Consider the following 18805-nt stretch of genomic DNA (forward strand, 5'->3'; position numbering starts at 1 on the left):
GGAGCCATGCTCCCACGAGCGGCCAAGCGCAGCACATTCATCGCGCCGACTCGCTGCGGCTCCCCCAGCTCGACGCGGGACGCCCGCTCCGGGGCTGAACGCGGGGCCGCGGGTCAGCGGCGTTCCTGACGCTGCTTGCAGTCGATGCACAGGGTGGCACGTGGGAAAGCCATCGCCCGGAGCTTGCCGATCGGCTCCTCGCAGTTCTCACAGGTCCCGAAGGTGCCGTCCAAGACCCGCTCCCAGGCGCGCTCGACCTGGTCGAGGGTGGCGCGTTCGGCGGCCATCAACTGCAGCTCCTGGTCACGCTCCAGCGTGGTGGAACCCACGTCGGCCTGGTCCTGCCCGGCACCGTCGCCGGCGTCCTTCATCAGGCCGTTGACCTCGTGCTCCAGCACCGCCAGCAGACCCTCGGCCCTCGTGCGGTGCTCGTCGAGGGCGTCCAGCACCTCGACGACCTCCTCAGCGGTCCAGGCCGATTCGTCGGGCTTGTGCGCCAACCCGGCCAGCAGCTTCTCGGACACCTTCGGTCGACGACGACGGGGCACGCGCACGTTCTTGCCCGTCGCTGCCGGACCGCTGACGGTGGTGCTGGCGTCTCTGGTCGACGTGGTGCTGGCCATGATGGGCTCCCGCGAGGCTCGTGCCGCGCGGCCCGTTCCGCGCAGTTGACGTGACGCTATGCAAGGCCGGCGCAGGGCTCAAGGCATGCCCGGACTCGGACCGGTCACGATCCGACAACGCACGACGGCCGCCCCCCAGAGGGGACGGCCGTCGTTGCAGAACCGCGTGCGAGAAAGGGCTCAGCCCTCGTCGTCACCCAGGATGGAACGCAGACGCTTCGGCGCGGAGACCTCGCCGGTCGCCGGGGACTCCAGGCTGGTGGACCCCTCGAGGGCGTCCAGCTGCTGGGTGAAGTAGGTCTTCAGGCGCGAACGGTACTCACGCTCGAACGAGCGCAGGGTCTCGACCTCACCGTTGAGCTTGTCGCGCTCCTTCTCCAGGTCGCCGAACATCTGGATGCGACGCTCAGCGGTCTCGGAGTCAAGCATCTGGGCACGCTGGCGTGCCTCGGCCTCGACACGGTCGGCCTTGGTCTTCGACTCGACGTCGAGACGCTCGGCCTTGGTGCGAGCCTCGCCGACGATGCGGTCGGCCTCGTCCTTGGCGCTCTCGACGAGCTCGTCGGCGTTGCGGCCGGCCAGCTCGAGGAGGCGGGCAGCGGCGTTGGACGCGCCGGCGACGGTCTCGACCTTGATGGTCTCGGTGACCGGAGCGGCGATCGGCGCAGCGACCGGAGCGGGGGTCGGCTCGGGAGCCTTGACCGGCTCGGGAGCGGCGACGGGCTCCGGAGTGATCGCGAACGGCGAGGCAGCCGGCGCGGGAGCAGCACTCTGGGCAGCAGCGAGCTTGGCCCGGAGGTCGTCGTTCTCCTTGGTGAGGCGGGCCAGCTCGGCCTCCACCTCGTCCAGGAACTGGTCGACCTCACCCATGTCGTAGCCCTCACGGAGCCGGACAGGAGTAAAGCGCTTGTTGCTCACGTCCTCAGGCGTCAGCGGCATGACCTCACCCAATCTCTTCATAGAAAACTTTGGTTCTGACTAGTGGGAACAATAGCGCCAGTCCCCGAGGCGTGTTGCGGTACCCATGATGCCAACGTGGCGACGGTGAAGTCATCTCCACCCACGCGACGGCACCACGGAAGCGGGCCTTCCCCGCCCATGGAGGCGGGGAGAACTCACAGGTTCTAGAGCGACTGCAGGACTGCGAGGAGCAGCCAGCAGGCGAAGAAGACGAGCATGAAGCTCAGGTCGATGCCCACGTTCCCCAGACGCAGGGTGGGCACCCAACGACGAACCAGCTTGATCGGCGGGTCCGTTGCGGAGTAGACGCCCTCCAGGACAACCAGCAGAGCACCTCGCGGAACCCACTGACGAGCGAAGACCTGAACCCAGTCCACCACGAGACGGACGAAGAGCAGCATCATGAACACCCCCACGACGAGGGCGAGCAGCGAGAAGAACACCGGCGATCAGCTCTGGTTGAAGAAGCCGCTGTCGACCAGCCGCTCCTTGTCCTCGGCCGCGACGGTCACGTTGTGGGGCGACAACAGGAACACCTTGTTGGTGATGCGCTCAATGCTGCCGCGGGTGGCGAACACCAGACCGGCGGCGAAGTCGACCAGGCGCTTCGCGTCGGCGTCGCTCATGTCGGAGAGATTCATGATGACGGGAATGCCGTCACGGAAGTTCTCACCGATGGTGCGCGCCTCGTTGTAGGTGCGCGGGTGCAGGGTCAGGATCTTGCTCAACTCAGCCACCGTGGGGGTGCTCGGGACCGGCGTCGGGCGACGCCGCTCGGAGATGTCGGCGACCGGGGCAGGGCGGCGCGGCTCTTCAGCGTGGCCGACCATGGTCGTCTCGATGTCGGCGGCGTCGTCCTTGTAGTCGTCGTACCGCCCGGTGTCCTCGAGCAGGCCGAGGTACTCGCCGATCCTGCGCATCGCGCCGCTCATGACAGATTCCTCCGGTTCGCGCCGCCCCGGAGGGACGGCAGGGTGTTTTCGGACATTACAAGATGGGGGGACGAGGGCCGAGGATCGCTGAGCCGACACGCACGTGTGTCGCCCCGTGGGCCACGGCCTCCTCCAGATCACCGCTCATGCCCGCCGAGAGCACTCGCGCCTGGGGGTGGTCACTCAGGAACGACGCACGCACCTGTGCCAGTCGTTCGAACGCCCGCGCAGGCTCCTCCCCCAGAGGAGCCACGGCCATCAGACCGCGCAGGCGCAGGTGCTCCGCTGCGGCGACCTGATCAGCCAGGGCCGACAGGTCGGCGGGAAGGACACCAGCACGGTGGTCGGCACCGGGGTCGTCCAGGCTCACCTGGAGCAGCACGTCCACGACACGACCGGACTCGCCGGCACCACGGTCGAGTGGGGCCACCAACTTGGGCCGGTCCACCGACTGCACGACCGAGGCGTAACGGGCCACCGCAGCGGCCTTGTTGCTCTGGAGACCACCGATGTAGTGCCAGGACAGACCGAGGTCGGCACACTCGTCCGACTTCTCGCTCGCCTCCTGGTGGCGGTTCTCCCCCACCTCGGTGACCCCGAGCCCGGCCAGCAGCCGGACGTCGGAGGCCGGGAAGTACTTGGTGACGACGATCAACTGCACGTCGTCGGTGCGACCGGCGGCGCTCACGGCGTCGTCGATCCGCGCCCGCACAGTGGCGAGGCGTTCGGACAGGAACTGCTCACGGCTCGTCACGGGCGCATCCAGACGAGTCCGGCCGCGCGACCCGCGGCACCCTGCTGACGACGGTGCGAGAAGGTGCGCTCGTCCTCCATCGTGCAGATCGGGAGGTCAAGGACGTCGACGTCTTCGTCAACCAGCTGTTCACGGACTCCCCCGACGACGTCCAGGGCCGGAGTCCCGACCCGGGTCTCGGTCCAGGCAGCGGGGTGGCGACCGGCGACGTCGGCCCGCATCTCGGCCGGCACCTCGTAGCACCGGCCACACGCGGCAGGACCGAGCCACGCCGTGATCTCTTCGGCGCCGAGCTCACGCATCGCCTCGACGGCGGCTGGGACGACACCGTCGTCGAAACCCACACGACCCGCGTGCAGGGCACCGATGACGCCGTTGGTGACGTCGGCCAGCAGGACCGGCACACAGTCGGCGCTGCGCGTCATCAGGGCGACACCACGCTCGGTGGTGACCAGGGCGTCGGCCTCGGGCACCTCGGTGGGACGACCGTCGACGAGGCGCACCTCGTGGACCCCGATCCCGTGCACCTGGCGCATCCGGGCGACCGGCACGGTGAGGGACTCCTCGAGCACGGCCAGGGCGGCCTCGACGGCGCCGGGCTCCTGGGGACGCTCGGCGACGTCGATCATGTTCGAGGTGAACGCGACCTCCACCTGCACCGCACCGCTCACGCGGTCACGGTGCAGGTAGAGGTCGGCGTCCTCACTTGAGGAAGTCGGGGACGTCCAGGTCGTCATCGTCGAACTCCACCTTGCGCTGGACACGGGGACGCTCAGCTACCGGCTGGGCCACAGGAGCGGCCGGCGGCTGGGACGGCTGCGCCGGCTGGGCCGGGGCCGCAGGAGCGGTGGCCGGAGCCTGGGCAACGGGAGCCGGCTGCGCGGGGGCGGCCGGCGTGGTGGGGGCTGCGGGAGCGGCAGCGGCCGAGGCCTGCGAGGAGGGACGACCCAGGGTCGCGCCCGACTCACGGCGCTTCGGCATGCCGCCGTCAAAACCCGCAGCGATCACCGTCACTCGGACCTCGTCACCGAGGGCGTCGTCGATGGTGGCACCGAAGATGATGTTGGCCTCGGGGTGGACCGCGTCAGCGACCAGCGCGGCGGCCTCGTTGATCTCGAACAGGCCGAGGTCGGAACCACCGGCGATCGAGAGCAGGACGCCGTGGGCACCCTCGATGGAGGCCTCGAGCAGAGGCGAGGAGACGGCCACCTCGGCAGCAGCGACCGCGCGGTCCTCGCCGCGGGCCGAGCCGATGCCCATGAGGGCGGAGCCCGCGTTGGACATGACCGACTTGACGTCGGCGAAGTCGAGGTTGATGAGACCCGGGGTGGTGATCAGGTCAGTGATGCCGGAGACACCCTGCAGCAGGACCTGGTCGGCCTGCTTGAAGGCGTCGAGGACCGAGACGTTGCGGTCGCTGATGGACAGCAGTCGGTCGTTGGGGATCACGATGAGGGTGTCGACCTCTTCGCGGAGCTTGGAGATGCCCTCCTCCGCGGAGTTCGCGCGGCGGCGACCCTCGAACGCGAAGGGGCGGGTCACGACGCCGATGGTCAGGGCGCCGAGCGAGCGGGCGATGCGGGCGACGACGGGAGCGCCACCGGTTCCGGTGCCACCACCTTCACCAGCGGTGACGAAGACCATGTCGGCGCCCTTGAGCACCTCTTCGATCTCGTCGGAGTGGTCCTCGGCCGCACGAGCGCCGACGTCGGGGTTGGCGCCTGCGCCGAGACCGCGGGTCAGTTCACGACCGATGTCGAGCTTCACGTCGGCGTCGGACATGAGGAGTGCCTGCGCGTCGGTGTTGATCGCGATGAACTCGACACCCTTGAGGCCGACCTCGATCATGCGGTTGACGGCGTTGACGCCACCTCCACCGATGCCCACGACCTTGATGATCGCCAGGTAGTTCTGGGCTGCTGCCACGTCTACGCGCCTTCCTGCGTACGTCCGGCTCGCGACCGGCTCTGACTCTTCGGTGGTTGTGCACGGTCGGCCCGAAGGTGGCAGGACCAGCCTGCTCTCCCCCACCACAACCCTCGTCCCACGAACCCTAACCGTGAGCCTGAGGGTTATAGTTATGTCAACCTCTCGTATGATGAGAGTAAGCACGAACACACCCCGGAGTGAAACCCGGGCCCGGCGTGTCACGGGTTTCGTGACCAAATTTTTTTCGGTCGGGACCTGTGACGGGCGTGACAGGTGGTGCGAAGTCGGCGCTCAGCACACCGTCGATGAGGTCAGCACCGTCAGTGCGCCGTGACCGGATGGCCCGGGACACTCACGTCGAAGTGCGTGTCCTGGCTGGCCTTCACCAGCGCGGCGAGCACGGCAGCCTTGTCGGCCGAGTCCTCACCACTCCCCCACAGCACGGTGCGACCACCGCGCATCACCAGGGTGATGTGGTCGACGGTCTCCACCTCGACCCGACGCACGTCGGCGGCCAAGGAGTCCGGCAGCGACGCCACCACCTGCGCACCCTCGCGCAGCACCTCGGGGTCCACCTGACCGACCAGCTTGAGACGCGGCAGACCGCGCGGCATCTTGGCGTACTGGCGGAAGACCACACCGTCAGCGTCGACGCCGTTCCACTTGCCGGCCAGGACCGTGATCGCCACGGCCTCGCGCTCGGTCACGTCCAGCGTCAGCGTCCCCGGGAGACGACGGCTCACGGTCACGTCGAGGACCGGCGCGAGCGCCTTGACCCGACGCTCCACGTTCGAGGTGTCGACCTTCACCAGCGGAGTGCCCTCCTTGACTCCGGCGACCTCCAGCACCTGAGCCTGGTCGAGATGCCCCAGACCGGTGACCTGCACCTCGTCGACGCCCAGGAGCGTGGAGAACCACACCACCCAGACACCGAGACCGACCACCACCGCCAGGGCGAAGGCTGCCAGCAACGGACGCCACACGCCCCAGCGTCGGGCCCACTGACGACGCGCGAAGCGTCGCCGCATCCGCTCCTCGTCGCGCTCCCGACGAGCGTCGGCGTCCGTCGCCACGGCTCAGTCCTCCTGGGCTTCCAGCAGCTCGAGCACGCGCGGACCCACCTGGGTCACGGTGCCCGCACCGAGGGTCAGCACGAGGTCGCCGGGACGGGCTCGACGCACCAACTCGGCCGGGACGGCGTCGAAGTCGGGAACGAAGGCGACCTTGTCGTCGTCCAGCGGGCAGGCCGCGACCAGCAGCGCGCCGGTGACCTCGGGATCGGCGTCCTCACGGGCCAGGTAGACGTCGAGGACGACGACCTCGTCGGCCGCAGCGAGTTCGACGCCCATCTGCTCGCCGAAGATGCGGGTGCGCGAGACCAGGTGCGGCTGGAAGGCGACGACGACGCGGCCCTCACCGGCCAGAGCGCGGGCGGCCTGCAGGTCACCCTTGATCTCGACCGGGTGGTGTGCGTAGGAGTCGTAGACGCGGACGCCAGCGGCCTCACCCTTGCGCTCCATCCGACGACGGGTGCCGGTGAAGCCGCCCAGGCCCTCCAGCAGGGCGTCGAGGTCGTGGCCGAGACGCAGACCGGCAGCGAGTGCGGCCACGGCGTCGAGGAGGTAGTGGCGGCCCGGGATCTGCAGCGCGAGGGTGCCCAGCTCGGCACCGGAGGCGTCCAGCAGGGTTGCGGTGGACCGGTTGCCGACGAAGGTGAGGTCGACCAGACGCAGGTCGGCTCCCTCGGACTCGCCCACGCGGATCACGGTGAGGCCCTTGGCCTCGGCAGCGTCACCGAGCTCGGCAGCGCCCTCGTCGTCGACGACCACCACGAGGAAGCCCGCAGGGTCGATCCGGTCGAGGAAGGACGCGAAGGCGGCCTTGTAGGCCTCCTCCGTGCCGAAGTGGTCGAGGTGGTCGGCCTCGACGTTGGTGGCCACCGCGCCGAACGGCGAGTAGACCAGGAACGCACCGTCGGACTCGTCGGCCTCGGCCACGAAGACCTCACCGGTGCCGTCGTGGGCGTTGGTCCCGGTCGCGGCGAAGTCGCCGCCGACGGTGAACGTCGGGTCGGCGCCCGCAGCGATCAGGGCCGAGGTGAGCAGCGAGGTGGTGGTGGTCTTGCCGTGGGTTCCGGCCACCGCGACCGTCCGCTTGCCCTGCATGATCGAGGCCATGCCGGCCGAGCGGGGCCACAGGCGCAGCCCGGCCTCGACGGCAGCCACGACCTCGGGGTTCTCCTCGCGCACGGCGGTGGAGACGATCAGGGTGTCGGCACCGGCGACGTTCTCGGCCGCGTGGCCCACGTGCACCGTCGCGCCGAGCTCACGCAGGGCGTCGAGGGTCGGTGAGTCGTTGCCGTCCGAACCGGAGACGGTGACGCCACGCTCCAGCATGATCCGGGCGATCGCGGAGAGACCGGCGCCGCCGATGCCCACGAAGTGCACCCGACCCAGCTCGGTCGCGGACGGGATGGTGTCGGGAACGGGGATCTTCACTGTGCTTCCTTCACGGACTGGGCAGCCTCGATGACCAGGCGGGCGAGCTTCTCGTCCGCGTCGAGCGGGATGACGTCGGAGGCGTTGCGACCCATGCTGGCCAGTGCCTCGGCGTCGCTGAGCAGGGGGACGAGGTGCTCGCGCACCCAGTCCGGGGTGAGGGTCGCGTCGGTGACGACGAGACCGCCACCGGCGTCCACGACCGGCTTGGCGTTGAGCGCCTGCTCACCGTTGCCGATCGGGAGCGGGACGTACACGGCCGGAAGACCGACGCCGGAGACCTCGGTGACGGTGTTGGAACCCGAACGGCACAGCACCGCGTCGGCGGCCGCGTAGGCCAGGTCCATCCGGTCGACGTAGTTGACGACGCGATAGGTGACGCCGGTGACGGGCTCGGCCAACTCGGCCTTCGGGCCAATCACGTGCAGCACCTGGATCCCGGCATCAGCGAGAGCCTGCGCGGCACCCGAGACGGCGGCGTTGATCCGGGCCGCACCCTGGGAACCACCGGTGACCAGCAGCGTCGGGCGTCCCGGCTCGAGGTCGAAGGCAGCGATCGCCTCGGCCCGCAGCGCGGCGCGGTCCATCGTCGAGATCATCCGACGGATCGGCAGACCGGTGTAGGTGGCGCCCTTGATCGGGGTGTCGGGGAACGAGGTCGCGACCGTGGCCGCGAACCGGGCTCCCAACTTGTTGGCGACGCCGGGCAGGGCATTGCCTTCGTGGACCACGACGGGGATGCCCCGCGTCTTCGCCGCCAGGTAGGCCGGCACCGAGACGTAGCCACCGAAGCCGACGACGACGTCGGGCTGGGTGCGGTCGATGATGTCGAGAGCAGCCTTGCGGGCAGCCAGCAGGCGCGAGGGGACCTTGAGCAGGTCCATGCCGGGCTTGCGCGGCAGCGGCACCCGCGGCACGAACTCGAGAGGGAAGCCCGCCGCTGGGACCAGTCGGGCCTCGAGGCCGGTCTGCGTACCGACGCAGGTGATCTCGGTTCCGGGGGCCAGACGCTGCAGGGCGTCGGCCGTGGCGAGCAGGGGCGAGGTGTGGCCAGCGGTTCCACCGCCGGCGAGGAGGACGTGCATCACGCTTCCAGCCTAGGAGTCGAGGGGTGAGGAGCCACTCCGGGCCGAGACGACGGTGGGACCGCGTCGGGCTGCGAGAGCGGCGGCGGCCTCCGGCTCGCGACGGGCGAACCCGATCAGCAGGCCGAGGGCGACGAGGGAAGGCATCAGCGCCGAGCCACCGTAGGAGACCAGCGGGAGCGGGATGCCGATGACGGGGAGCAGCGCCAGCACCATGCCGACATTGATGATCATCTGACCCACCAGCCACGCCACGATGCCGAAGGAGGCGTAGCGGACGAAGAGCCGATCGGTGTTGCTGGCCAACCGGATCGCGGCGAACGCGATCGTGAGGAACAGGCTGACCACGAGCAGCGTGCCGAGCAGGCCGAGCTCCTCGCCGAGGACGGCGAAGATGAAGTCCGTGTGCGCCTCGGGCAGGTCTCCCCACTTCTGGGTGGAGTCACCGATGCCCTGGCCGAACCAGCGGCCCGTGGCGAGGGCGTACAGGCCGTGAGCCGGCTGCCAGCCCGTGTTGTGGTAGTCCTTCATCGGGTCGACGAAGTTGGTCAGACGCTCCATGCGTTCCGACGACGTCGAAGCCAGCAGGAAACCGACCGCGACGAGCCCCGCACCACCCAGGGCGAAGTACTTCCACGGGAAGCCGACCACCCAGAGCATCGCCATCAGGATCGCGAAGAGAACCATCGCGGTGCCCAGGTCGCGGCCCCAGAGGACGAGCCCGATGATCGCCATCGCCACCGGCACGACGGGCACCACCAGGTGCGACATCCGGTCCAGCAGCGGGTCCTTGCGGGCGTACACGTCGGCAGCCCACAGGATCATCGACAGCTTGGCCAGCTCCGAGGGCTGGATCTGCACCGGTCCCAGACGAAGCCAGTTCCGGTTGCCGTTGACCTCGACTCCGAGGCTCGGCACCTGCACCAGCGCAAGCAGCACCGCGGACCCGATCAGCGCCACCCACGCGAGGCGACGCAACCAGGCCTGCTTCATCCGACTCGCGGCCCAGGCCACGGGCGCTGCGATCAACACCCACGTGAGCTGGCGCTTCACGATGCCGTAGGAGTCGCCCGTGAACCGGAACGAGTAGACGCTGGACGCACTGGCCACCATCACCAGCCCCAGCACGAGCAGCAGCGCCGAAGCACCGGTCAGCAGGTGGTAGGTGGTCAGAGGGCGGTCGAGGAACTCACGCACCGACGTGGTGAGGTTCGCTGCTCGGCTGCGCAACCGGTCAGGTTCGGCCCAGGCCATGGGACTTCCTCCCGGTGATCACGCCCTCACGGCACGGCCGGGGGCTGGTGGTGCGTCTCGCGGGCCCGCGCACTGCACGAGCCCGCTCCCAGTCTCCCCGCAGCCGGGGCCGATTCAGGGCGTTGACGGCTGCGTGTCGCGAAAGGAGGGCGGTGTGAGACCGCCCTCCCCCGCGTCGTGGATCAGTGGGTCAGTCGCGGAAGGCGCGCAGTCCGTCGCGGACGGCGGCCTGCGACGCACCGAACGAACGGGCCAGGGCCGCAGCAGCCAGGGCGTCGAGGAGCCGCTCGGGGTCCTGGGTGTCGAGGTCCTCCAGCGTGCACAGCTCGGCCGCACTGGTGGTGCGCTGCGGGATGAAGGCACGGTCGGCGAGGATGTCCTCCACCATGCCGACCATGCTGACGGCCGGCATGCCGGGGGTGAATCCAATCGCGCGAGCACCCTCGACCACGTCGGCGTCCTCGACCATGGTCATCGTGCGCTCGTCGTTGACGTTGAAGATGCACGACTGCTGGACCTGGTGATAGACCCGCGCGGTGTCGGCCACGTAGTCCTCGAAGGAGGCGTGCCACGCCGGGTGCTCGGAGGCGTCCAACTGACCCAGACCGGTCACCACCGCGGAGTGCGCCGACATCGAGAAGGTGTGGTGCAACTGCGCGGCCGAGGCGTCGATGATGACGGCGTCGTAGGGGTCGGGCTCCATGACGATCTCGACCGGCGACAGCGCGCCGTTGCCGACGACCACCGAACGACGGCCCTCGGTGCGGAGGATCGAGTCGGTCATCGCCGCGACCCGGGCTCGGCCGCGCGAACCGGTGACGACCAGCCACGGGGTCTCGTGGGCCGGGTCACGCAGACGCCAGGCCAGCTCGACCTCTCCCCACACGGGGATGCCGCGGACCATGGCCTGCTCCACCAACGGGTGGTCGGAGGCCCAGCCCGGGGAGACGACGAGGAGGTCGACGTCGTCGGGCAGGGAGTCGGCCACGCCGGCACCGAGACGGACCTCGGCACCGAGGACGTTCATCAGTTCGGCCCGCTCGGCGAACTCGGCCGCCTCGGCCTCGTCCAGCCCGGCGACCTGCTCGTCCACCGCGACGACGGAGGCGCCCAGGTGGTTGAGGTTGTCGGTCGCAGCGCGTCCGGCGACGCCGAAACCGGCGACCAGGACCTTCACGCCCTCCCAGTCGGAGGCGCGAGTGTAGGTGTCGATGTCGTTGGTGCTCATCCTGCAGTTGCCACCCATTCGCCGTAGAAGAGTCCGATACCAGCAGCCACGAAGAGGCCGGCGATGATCCAGAAGCGGATCACGACGGTGACCTGCTCCCAGCCGAGCATCTCGAAGTGGTGGTGCAGCGGCGCCATCTTGAAGATGCGCTTGCCCTTGGTGATCTTGAACCAGCTGACCTGCAGCATCACCGAGAGCGTCTCCAGGACGAAGAGGCCACCGATGACGACGAGCAGCAGCTCGGTGCGGGTCAGCACGGCCAGGCCGGCGAGCGCGCCACCCAGGGCCAGCGACCCGGTGTCGCCCATGAAGATCTGCGCCGGCGAGGCGTTCCACCACAGGAAGCCGAACGTGGCACCCATGATCGCCGCGCAGAGGATGGCCAGGTCGAGCGGGTCACGGACCGTGTAGCAGGCCTCCAGCGCGGTGTCCGAGGAGCACGACTGGTTGTACTGCCACACGTTGACCAGCAGGAACGCACCGAAGACGAGGGTCGTGGCGCCGGCGGCGAGGCCGTCGAGACCGTCGGTCAGGTTGACCGCGTTGGAGAAGCCGGTCACCAGGAACCAGATGAAGACCAGCAGCAGCGGCGTCCACACCACCCAGCCGTCGAAGTCACGGACGAAGGAGATGTGCTCCGACGCGGGACGGACACCGTTCTCGTCCTCCAGCATCGGCGAGAGCGCCAGGTAGCCGAAGGTGAGCGCGACGATCGTCTGACCGATCATCTTCGCCTTGGAACGCAGACCGAGGCTGCGCTGCTTCACGATCTTGATGAAGTCGTCGAGGAAGCCGACCAGGCCGAGCCCGACGAAGAGGAAGAGCAGCAGCCAGGCCGACGCGGTCGGCACCTGGCCGGTGATCAGCTTGGCCAGCAGGTAGCCGAACACGGCCGCACCGATGATGACGATGCCGCCCATCGTGGGCGTGCCCCGCTTGGTGTGGTGCGAGGTGGGGCCGTCCTCACGGATCTCCTGGCCGTAGCCACGACGAGAGAAGAACGAGATCGCGACCTTCGTGCCGAGCAACGACAGGATCAGCGCGAGACCGCCTGCGAACAGGAGGGCTTTCATCGGACAGCAGTCCCTTCCACCAGGAGTTCATCCACCACGTGTTCAAGAGCTGCGCCACGTGAGGCCTTGACGAGAACCGCGTCTGCGGCTCGTACATTGTCACTCAACCATCGGACCGCCTCGTCCCGGCTCGCCGTGACGACGGCCTCACCGGTCCAGTCCGCCACGTCCCGGGCTCCGGCGGCGACGGCCGAGGCGGCCTCACCGACCGTCACCAGCACGTCGATGCCGAGCTGTCCCACGACCGTCCCGACCGAGCGATGACCGGCAGCGGAGGTCTCCCCCAGCTCCCGCATCTCGCCCAGCACGGCAACCGTGCGACCTGTGCGACCCGTGCCGATGTGGGCGAGCGCCTCGACGGCGGCTCGCATCGACTCGGGGTTGGCGTTGTAGGTGTCGTTGACCACCAGCAGGCCGTCACCGCGCACGTGCGGTTCCATCCGCCAGCGCGAGAAACCGCCGGTGGTTCCCAGCCCGTGCGCGACCAGGGAGAGGTCGACGCCCACAGCGAGTGCCATCGCGGCCGCGGCCAAGGCGTTGGAGACCTGGTGGGCACCGATGTGGGTCAGGACGACACCCGCGCGCTCCTCCCCCGCGTCGGTGCGGTGCACCAACGTGAAGGCGGGACGTCCCAGGACGTCCATCTCGACGTCCTCGGCCCGGACGTCCGCGTCGCCGGAGAGGCCGAAAGTCATGACGCGGGCCGCGGTGCGCGGGCCCATCACCGAGGTGAACTCGTCGTCGGCGTTGAGAACCGCGGTGCCGTCGCTCGCGAGGCTCTCGACGATCTCGCCCTTGGCGAGCGCGATGTTCTCCCGGGAGCCGAACTCACCGACGTGCGCGGTGCCGATGTTGAGCACCGCGGAGACCTGGGGGCGGGCGATCGCGCACAGCTCGGCGACGTGACCGATGCCGCGAGCGCCCATCTCCACCACGAGGTGGCGGGTGGAGGCGTCCGCACGCAGCACCGTCAGCGGCACTCCGAGCTCGTTGTTGTTGTTGCCGGCCGTGGAGACGGTCGGAGCGACCCCACCCAGGACCTGCGCGAGGTAGTCCTTGGTGCCGGTCTTGCCCTGCGAACCGGTCATCGCCAGGACGGTGACGTGCTCGAGCCGGTCCAACAGGTGGTGGGCCAGCAGGCCCAGAGCCACGACCGGGTCCTCGACCAGGACGTGCGGGGCGTCGACCGGTCGGGTGCACAGCACCGCGACGGCTCCACGTTCCATCGCGGCGGGCACGTAGTCGTGCCCGTCCACACGTTCGCCGACCACAGCGACGAACAACCCACCCGGGGTCGCTCCCCTGCTGTCGACGACGGCGGGGCCCGACACCACGACGTCGGCGTCCTGGGGACGTCCCACGGTGCCGGCGACGGCGCGGGCGATCTCCGCCAGATCCATCGGGATCACAGCGCTTCCAACTCCTCACGTGCCACGGCGCGGTCGTCGAAGGGGTGCACGACGCCGGCCACTTCCTGTCCGGTCTCGTGGCCCTTGCCGGCCACGAGGACGATGTCGCCACGGCGGGCGCGACGCACCGCGGTCCGGATCGCCTCACGGCGGTCACCGACCTCCAGCACCTCGGCACCGCTGCCCGCGGCGACGGCTTGGTGAGCGCCGACGAGGACCTGGGCACGGATCTGGGCCGGCTCCTCGGAACGCGGGTTGTCGTCGGTGACCACGACGACGTCGGCCAGACGCGCGGCAATCTCGCCCATCAGCGGGCGCTTGCCGGTGTCACGGTCGCCGCCGGCGCCGATCACGACGACGAGCTGGCCCTGGGTCAGCGGACGCAGGGTGCGCAGGGTCGCCTCGACCGCGTCGGGCTTGTGGGCGTAGTCGACGACGACGGCGAAGTCCTGGCCCGCCTCGACGTCCTCGAGCCGGCCCGGGACGCCGTCACCGGCAGCGATCCCGGCAGCCACGGCCACCGGGTCCTGACCGGCCAGGGCGCATGCGGCGATCGCGGCGAGGGCGTTGGAGACGTTGAAGTCGCCCGCGAGCGGGACCGAGGTCTCGATCCGCAGGCCGTCGGGCCCCAGGACGGTGAAGGTGGAGCCACGGGCGCCGCAGACCACGTCGACGGCCCGGAAGGTCGCCTCCTCGTCGTGCAGCGAGAAGGTCGCGACCGGGAGCGTGGTCTCGCCCAGGAGGCGTCGTCCGTGCTCGTCGTCGGCGTTGATGAGCGCCCGGCGGGCGCGCTCGGGGGTGAAGAGGGAAGCCTTGGCGCGGTAGTAGTCCTCGACGTCAGTGTGGAAGTCGAGGTGGTCGCGTCCCAGGTTGAGGAAGACCGCGACGTCGAAGACGACACCGTCGACGCGGCCCATGACGAGCGCGTGGCTGGAGACCTCCATCGCGCACACCTCGACGCCGCGCTCGACCATCAGCGCGAAGAGCGCCTGCAGGTCGGGGGCCTCGGGGGTGGTCAGGGAGGTCGGGATCGCCTCACCGTCGATCAGGGTGCCGACCGTGCCGACGACGGCAGCGGTGGTGCCGGCGCGTCCCAGGCCGCCGGCGGCGAGCTGGGTGGTGGTGGTCTTGCCCTGGGTGCCGGTGACACCGATCATCGCCATCGCCTGCGAGGGGCGGCCGTACAGGCGTCCGGCCAGTGCACCCAGGAGACGGCGCGGGGCGTCGAGCACCAGCACCGGGACCTCGGGACGGGCAGCAACCACGATCTCGGCGCCGCGGGCGTCGGTCAGGACCGCAACCGCACCGGCGTCGACAGCCGCGGCAGCGTAGTCGGCGCCGTGGACGCGGGCGCCGGGAAGCGCTGCATAGAGGTCTCCGGGCAGGACCCTGGCAGTGCTCAGGGTCACCCCGGAGACGGCAGTGCCGGCCGCACCGGCCACACGGGGTGTCTCGCCTGCCGCGGTCAGCCAGCCGGCGACCTCCGTCAGCGTTGCGCGCGGCGGTTCGACCGGCCGCGTCGCCTGGATCTTCTGCACGTCGACCATCGGGATGAGGCTATCTGTGTGAGGGCGTCCGGATCCATCCGGCGCAGCGGGTGAAGTGGGGGTCTGGGCGGTGGCCGTGACCGTCACCACTCGGTGGGGGTCTGGTTGGGCTCGCTGCCCGAAGGAGCGACGCCATAACGGTTGAGGGCACGAGCCATGATCTTGGCGAACGCCGGACCGCCCACGGAGCCACCTCCACCGTCGACGGCAGGGGCGTGCACGACGACGTAGACGGTGAAGCGCGGGTCGTCGGCGGGAGCGAATCCGCCGAAGGAGAGCGAGTAGGAACCGTCGTAGCAACCGCAGTCCTCGTCGACGCGCTGAGCGGTTCCGGTCTTGCCGGCGACGCGGTACCCGGGGACCCGGGCCCCGGGAGCGACACCGACCTCGGGGTCGACGACGCGCTCCATCATCAGCATCGTCTCGTGGGCGGCTTCCTTGCTGACCACCTGCCTGCGGGTGGTGTGGTCGGTGCCGACCTCCGTGCCGTCCGCGGCGATCGCGGCGCCCGAGATCAGGCTCGGCGACACCCTGACACCGCCGTTGGCGACGACGTTCACCGCGGCGGTCATCTGCACCGCGTTGACGGAGACCGACTGGCCGAAGACGATGCGGTCCTTGTTCTGCTCGGTCATGGTGGCGGGCAGCAGGCCGCGTGCCTCGCCCTTGACCCCGACGTCGGTGCGATTGCCGAGCCCGAACTTCACGAGGTACTCGCGGAGTTCGTCGGTGCTCATCGAGTCCGCGGCCAGGACGGTGCCGATGTTGGAGGACTGCGCGATCACGCCGGCCATCGTCATCTTCAGGGTGCCGTGGTCGAACCAGTCACCGATCACCCGGTCCTGACGGTTCAGTTTCGACGGGATCTTCAGCTTGGTGGTGGCCTTGACCTTGCCCGCGTCGACCAGCGCTGCAGCGGTGAGCACCTTGGCCACCGAACCGGGCTCGTAGACATCGCTGAGCGCTCGCGACCCGAGGTCGCTCTGGGACGCAGAGGAGGGACTGTTGGCGTCGTAGGTCGGGTAGTCGGCCAGGGCGAGGATCTCGCCGGTACGGCTGTCCATCACCACGCCGACGCCGGACTTGGCCTTGTAGTCCTCGACGGTCTGGGCAACGACCTTCTGGGTGTACCACTGAAGCTCACGGTCGATGGTGAGCGTGAGGTCCTTGCCGTCGACGGCCTCGACGGTGGAGTTCTCCGCCAGCGGGACCTTGTAGCCGTTCCCCTGGGTGTAGCGGGTGTAGCCGTCCTTGCCCGAGAGGTGGGCGTCGTAGTTGAGCTCGAAACCGGCCAGCGGCTCGTCGGTGCCGACGAAGCCAATCAGGTTGGCGGCCACCTCGCCGGCCGGGTAGTCGCGAATCGGGTCGTCGTCGGTCCGCAGGCCCACGAGGCGTTCGTCGGACTCGCGGCCCTTGTTCTCCTCGGCGATCTTCGTCATCACTGCGCGGGCGTCGGCCGCGGGAACACGTCGGGCGATGTAGGCGAAACGACTGTCCTTCTGGCGCAACTTCTCCAAGGTGGAGAAGTAGTCCAGGCTCAGTTCGTCGGCCAGCAGCCGCGCCAGCTCGGGGGCATGCGGGGCGGTGACGGACGGATTGGCGGTGATCATCCGCCCGCTGACCGAGCCGGCCAGGACGACGCCGTTGCGGTCCAGGATCTGGCCGCGCGTGGCGGGCAGGTCGTGCTTGACGACGTCCTTCGCCTCAGCCAGATCGGCGTAGGAACTGGGGTCCAGGCCCTGCAGCTGCACCAGACGGGCACCGAAGAGCGAGAGCAGCATTGCAATCAGCACGAAGGCCACACGCAGGCGTCCACGCGGGTTTCCACGGTCCACCTTCGCCGAGGTACGACGAGGACGACGCGGGCTGCTGGTCAACGGAACTCCTGTCCTGGTGGTTCTGGGGGCACACGGGGCGTGTGGAGGGACCGCCTCAGCGGCTCGACCATTCAAACCCTCGGTCCGCCCCGGACGTGGGAGGTCGGACGGCGGCGGGGCGGCGTGTTCCTTGCTGCGTCACGTCCGGGACGAGGTCCGGTCGTGACAGCGTCGGGTCAGTCGCCCGCAGTGTTGGCGGGAACCTCGACGACACGCACCTGCGCACGCAGCTCGGCGGGAACCTGCTGGGGCTTGGGGGTGATCCGGAGGGCGTCCTCGGAGGTGGCCTCGGTGGGGGTGCCCACGATCTGCCCGTCCATCGTCAGGAAGACGGGGGTCGACGGGATGACCATGCCCATCTTGGCGGCCTCCACGGCGATCCGCTGCGGGTCACGGAGGTCGTCGAGCTCCATCTTCAACGTCTCCTCGCGGTCAGCGGTGGCCGCTGCTCGCTCAGCGAGGTCGGCCTCGGTGAAGGAGGCCTGCTGCAAGGAGGTGTTGAACATGAGGAGACCGACGACGCCCAGCAGCGTGATGCAGGAGACCAGGACCAGGAACGGGAGCCGCGGCGGGCGCGGCGTGGAGGTGGGGACGACCGTCAGGCGGGCGCGCTCGGCAGCCGCCTCCCCGATGCTCGAGACCCGTGCGAACAACTGCTCGGCGGCTGAACTCATCGCCGTCCCCCCTTCGACCCGCGGACACGTTCGACCGCACGCAGACGCACGGAGGCGGCGCGCGGGTTGTGCTCGATCTCGACCTCGTCGGCCATCTCCGAACCACGGATGACGAGCTTCATCTCCGGCTCGGCTCCTTCGGGCACGAACGGAAGGTCGGGCGGGAGGTCCAGCTTGGTGGCGTCGGTGAAGAAGCGCTTGACCATGCGGTCCTCGAGCGAGTGGTACGACTCCACCACCACGCGGCCGCCGACGCCGATGACCTCGAGGGACGCCGGGATCGCGCGGCGCAGCACGCCGAGCTCGTCGTTGACCTCCATGCGGAGCGCCTGGAAGGTGCGCTTGCCCGGATGGCCGCCGGTACGGCGGGCAGGTGCCGGGATCTCGGCGTAGAGCAGTTCGACGAGACGCCCCGAGCGGGTCCACGGCTCGATCTCGCGCTCACGGATGATCGCGCGGGCGATCTTGGAGGCGAACTTCTCCTCGCCGTACTCACGCAGGACGCGGGTGAGTTCGGCGTGGGTGTAGGTGTTCATGATGTCGGCGGCAGTGATGCCGGCCGAACCGTTCATGCGCATGTCGAGCGGGGCGTCGACGGAGTAGGCGAAGCCACGCTCACGCTCGTCGAGCTGCATCGAGGAGACACCGAGGTCGAAGAGGACGGCGTCGGCGTGGTCGAGTCCCTGCTCGGCCACCGCGGTCGCGATCTCGTCGTAGGTGCCGTGGAAGGCGGTGAACCGGTCGCCGAAGGGAGCCAGACGCTCCGAGGCCAGCGCGATCGCCTGCGGGTCACGGTCGATGCCGATGACGCGGGCGGTCGGGATCGCCTCGAGGACGGCCTCGGTGTGGCCACCCAGTCCGAGGGTGCAGTCCACCATCACGCTGCCGGGCTCGGAGAGTGCGGGGGCGAGGAGGTCGACGCAGCGCTGACGCAGCACCGGCATGTGACGGTCGTTGGGCAT

The 18805-nt window shown here is 69.5% G+C and carries 18 protein-coding genes; all 18 read right to left on the minus strand.

The window, feature by feature from the left end; genetic code table 11:
- Positions 1 to 113: 113 nt before the first annotated feature.
- The 18 genes from EOV43_RS09810 to rsmH all read right to left on the minus strand — a co-directional run bounded on the left by EOV43_RS09810 (position 114) and on the right by rsmH (position 18805).
- Positions 114 to 623, minus strand: a complete 510-nt coding sequence (locus EOV43_RS09810) for a TraR/DksA family transcriptional regulator (protein WP_128221124.1) — start codon at positions 621 to 623, stop codon at positions 114 to 116.
- A 180-nt stretch (positions 624 to 803) separates the two neighbouring features.
- Positions 804 to 1562 (minus strand): DivIVA domain-containing protein, encoded by a 759-nt coding sequence (locus tag EOV43_RS15860; RefSeq protein WP_128221125.1) that lies wholly within the window; start codon positions 1560 to 1562, stop codon positions 804 to 806.
- A 185-nt stretch (positions 1563 to 1747) separates the two neighbouring features.
- The gene (locus EOV43_RS09820; protein WP_239022064.1) at positions 1748 to 2026 is read right to left on the minus strand and encodes a YggT family protein; all 279 of its coding nucleotides are present in this window, start codon (positions 2024 to 2026) and stop codon (positions 1748 to 1750) included.
- Between the two features lie 6 nt (positions 2027 to 2032).
- Positions 2033 to 2515 (minus strand): cell division protein SepF, encoded by a 483-nt coding sequence (locus EOV43_RS09825; protein ID WP_128221126.1) that lies wholly within the window; start codon positions 2513 to 2515, stop codon positions 2033 to 2035.
- Positions 2516 to 2570: 55 nt separating this feature from the next.
- On the minus strand, positions 2571 to 3269 hold the full coding sequence (locus tag EOV43_RS09830) for a YggS family pyridoxal phosphate-dependent enzyme (RefSeq protein ID WP_128221127.1): 699 nt from the start codon (positions 3267 to 3269) through the stop codon (positions 2571 to 2573).
- Entirely contained in the window at positions 3266 to 4006 is a 741-nt protein-coding gene (locus tag EOV43_RS09835) for a purine nucleoside phosphorylase YfiH/LACC1 family protein (protein ID WP_239022065.1), read from the minus strand. The genes EOV43_RS09830 and EOV43_RS09835 overlap by 4 nt, the downstream gene beginning before the upstream one ends.
- The gene (gene ftsZ / locus EOV43_RS09840; RefSeq protein ID WP_128221128.1) at positions 3972 to 5195 is read right to left on the minus strand and encodes a cell division protein FtsZ; all 1224 of its coding nucleotides are present in this window, start codon (positions 5193 to 5195) and stop codon (positions 3972 to 3974) included. Before ftsZ ends, EOV43_RS09835 begins: the two co-directional genes overlap by 35 nt.
- Positions 5196 to 5518: 323 nt before the next feature.
- Positions 5519 to 6271, minus strand: coding sequence for a cell division protein FtsQ/DivIB (locus EOV43_RS09845; RefSeq protein ID WP_239022066.1), 753 nt, complete (start codon positions 6269 to 6271; stop codon positions 5519 to 5521).
- A gap of 3 nt (positions 6272 to 6274) precedes the next feature.
- On the minus strand, positions 6275 to 7696 hold the full coding sequence (murC, locus tag EOV43_RS09850) for a UDP-N-acetylmuramate--L-alanine ligase (protein ID WP_128221129.1): 1422 nt from the start codon (positions 7694 to 7696) through the stop codon (positions 6275 to 6277).
- Positions 7693 to 8781 carry an undecaprenyldiphospho-muramoylpentapeptide beta-N-acetylglucosaminyltransferase gene (gene murG / locus EOV43_RS09855; RefSeq protein ID WP_128222259.1) on the minus strand — a complete coding sequence of 363 codons (1089 nt, stop codon included), beginning with the start codon at positions 8779 to 8781 and terminating at the stop codon, positions 7693 to 7695. The genes murC and murG overlap by 4 nt, the downstream gene beginning before the upstream one ends.
- Positions 8782 to 8793: 12 nt before the next feature.
- The gene (gene ftsW, locus EOV43_RS09860; protein WP_128221130.1) at positions 8794 to 10035 is read right to left on the minus strand and encodes a putative lipid II flippase FtsW; all 1242 of its coding nucleotides are present in this window, start codon (positions 10033 to 10035) and stop codon (positions 8794 to 8796) included.
- Positions 10036 to 10225: 190 nt separating this feature from the next.
- Entirely contained in the window at positions 10226 to 11263 is a 1038-nt protein-coding gene (locus tag EOV43_RS09865; RefSeq protein ID WP_128221131.1) for a Mur ligase family protein, read from the minus strand.
- The gene (mraY, locus tag EOV43_RS09870; protein WP_128221132.1) at positions 11260 to 12336 is read right to left on the minus strand and encodes a phospho-N-acetylmuramoyl-pentapeptide-transferase; all 1077 of its coding nucleotides are present in this window, start codon (positions 12334 to 12336) and stop codon (positions 11260 to 11262) included. Before mraY ends, EOV43_RS09865 begins: the two co-directional genes overlap by 4 nt.
- Complete coding sequence (locus tag EOV43_RS09875; protein WP_239022306.1) at positions 12333 to 13736, minus strand: UDP-N-acetylmuramoyl-tripeptide--D-alanyl-D-alanine ligase; 1404 nt, start codon at positions 13734 to 13736, stop codon at positions 12333 to 12335. The genes mraY and EOV43_RS09875 overlap by 4 nt, the downstream gene beginning before the upstream one ends.
- 5 nt (positions 13737 to 13741) lie before the next feature.
- Entirely contained in the window at positions 13742 to 15292 is a 1551-nt protein-coding gene (locus EOV43_RS09880) for a UDP-N-acetylmuramoyl-L-alanyl-D-glutamate--2,6-diaminopimelate ligase (RefSeq protein ID WP_128221134.1), read from the minus strand.
- Positions 15293 to 15375: 83 nt separating this feature from the next.
- Positions 15376 to 17169 carry a peptidoglycan D,D-transpeptidase FtsI family protein gene (locus EOV43_RS09885; protein WP_239022067.1) on the minus strand — a complete coding sequence of 598 codons (1794 nt, stop codon included), beginning with the start codon at positions 17167 to 17169 and terminating at the stop codon, positions 15376 to 15378.
- A gap of 176 nt (positions 17170 to 17345) precedes the next feature.
- Positions 17346 to 17843, minus strand: coding sequence for a cell division protein FtsL (gene ftsL / locus EOV43_RS09890; RefSeq protein WP_128221135.1), 498 nt, complete (start codon positions 17841 to 17843; stop codon positions 17346 to 17348).
- On the minus strand, positions 17840 to 18805 hold the full coding sequence (gene rsmH, locus EOV43_RS09895) for a 16S rRNA (cytosine(1402)-N(4))-methyltransferase RsmH (protein WP_128221136.1): 966 nt from the start codon (positions 18803 to 18805) through the stop codon (positions 17840 to 17842). The genes ftsL and rsmH overlap by 4 nt, the downstream gene beginning before the upstream one ends.

The sequence above is a fragment of the Nocardioides yefusunii genome (assembly GCF_004014875.1).
Classification (GTDB): Bacteria; Actinomycetota; Actinomycetes; order Propionibacteriales; family Nocardioidaceae; genus Nocardioides; species Nocardioides yefusunii.

Coding starts and splice junctions, on each gene's coding strand:
- murG (WP_128222259.1), bottom strand. CDS start 8,781: ATGCACGTCCTCCTCGCCGGCGGTGGAACCGCTGGCCACACCTCGCCC.
- ftsL (WP_128221135.1), bottom strand. CDS start 17,843: ATGAGTTCAGCCGCCGAGCAGTTGTTCGCACGGGTCTCGAGCATCGGG.
- ftsW (WP_128221130.1), bottom strand. CDS start 10,035: ATGGCCTGGGCCGAACCTGACCGGTTGCGCAGCCGAGCAGCGAACCTC.
- EOV43_RS09875 (WP_239022306.1), bottom strand. CDS start 13,736: ATGGATCTGGCGGAGATCGCCCGCGCCGTCGCCGGCACCGTGGGACGT.
- rsmH (WP_128221136.1), bottom strand. CDS start 18,805: ATGCCCAACGACCGTCACATGCCGGTGCTGCGTCAGCGCTGCGTCGAC.
- EOV43_RS09825 (WP_128221126.1), bottom strand. CDS start 2,515: ATGAGCGGCGCGATGCGCAGGATCGGCGAGTACCTCGGCCTGCTCGAG.
- mraY (WP_128221132.1), bottom strand. CDS start 12,336: ATGAAAGCCCTCCTGTTCGCAGGCGGTCTCGCGCTGATCCTGTCGTTG.
- EOV43_RS09880 (WP_128221134.1), bottom strand. CDS start 15,292: ATGGTCGACGTGCAGAAGATCCAGGCGACGCGGCCGGTCGAACCGCCG.
- EOV43_RS09810 (WP_128221124.1), bottom strand. CDS start 623: ATGGCCAGCACCACGTCGACCAGAGACGCCAGCACCACCGTCAGCGGT.
- EOV43_RS09835 (WP_239022065.1), bottom strand. CDS start 4,006: ATGACGACCTGGACGTCCCCGACTTCCTCAAGTGAGGACGCCGACCTC.
- EOV43_RS09865 (WP_128221131.1), bottom strand. CDS start 11,263: ATGAGCACCAACGACATCGACACCTACACTCGCGCCTCCGACTGGGAG.
- EOV43_RS15860 (WP_128221125.1), bottom strand. CDS start 1,562: ATGCCGCTGACGCCTGAGGACGTGAGCAACAAGCGCTTTACTCCTGTC.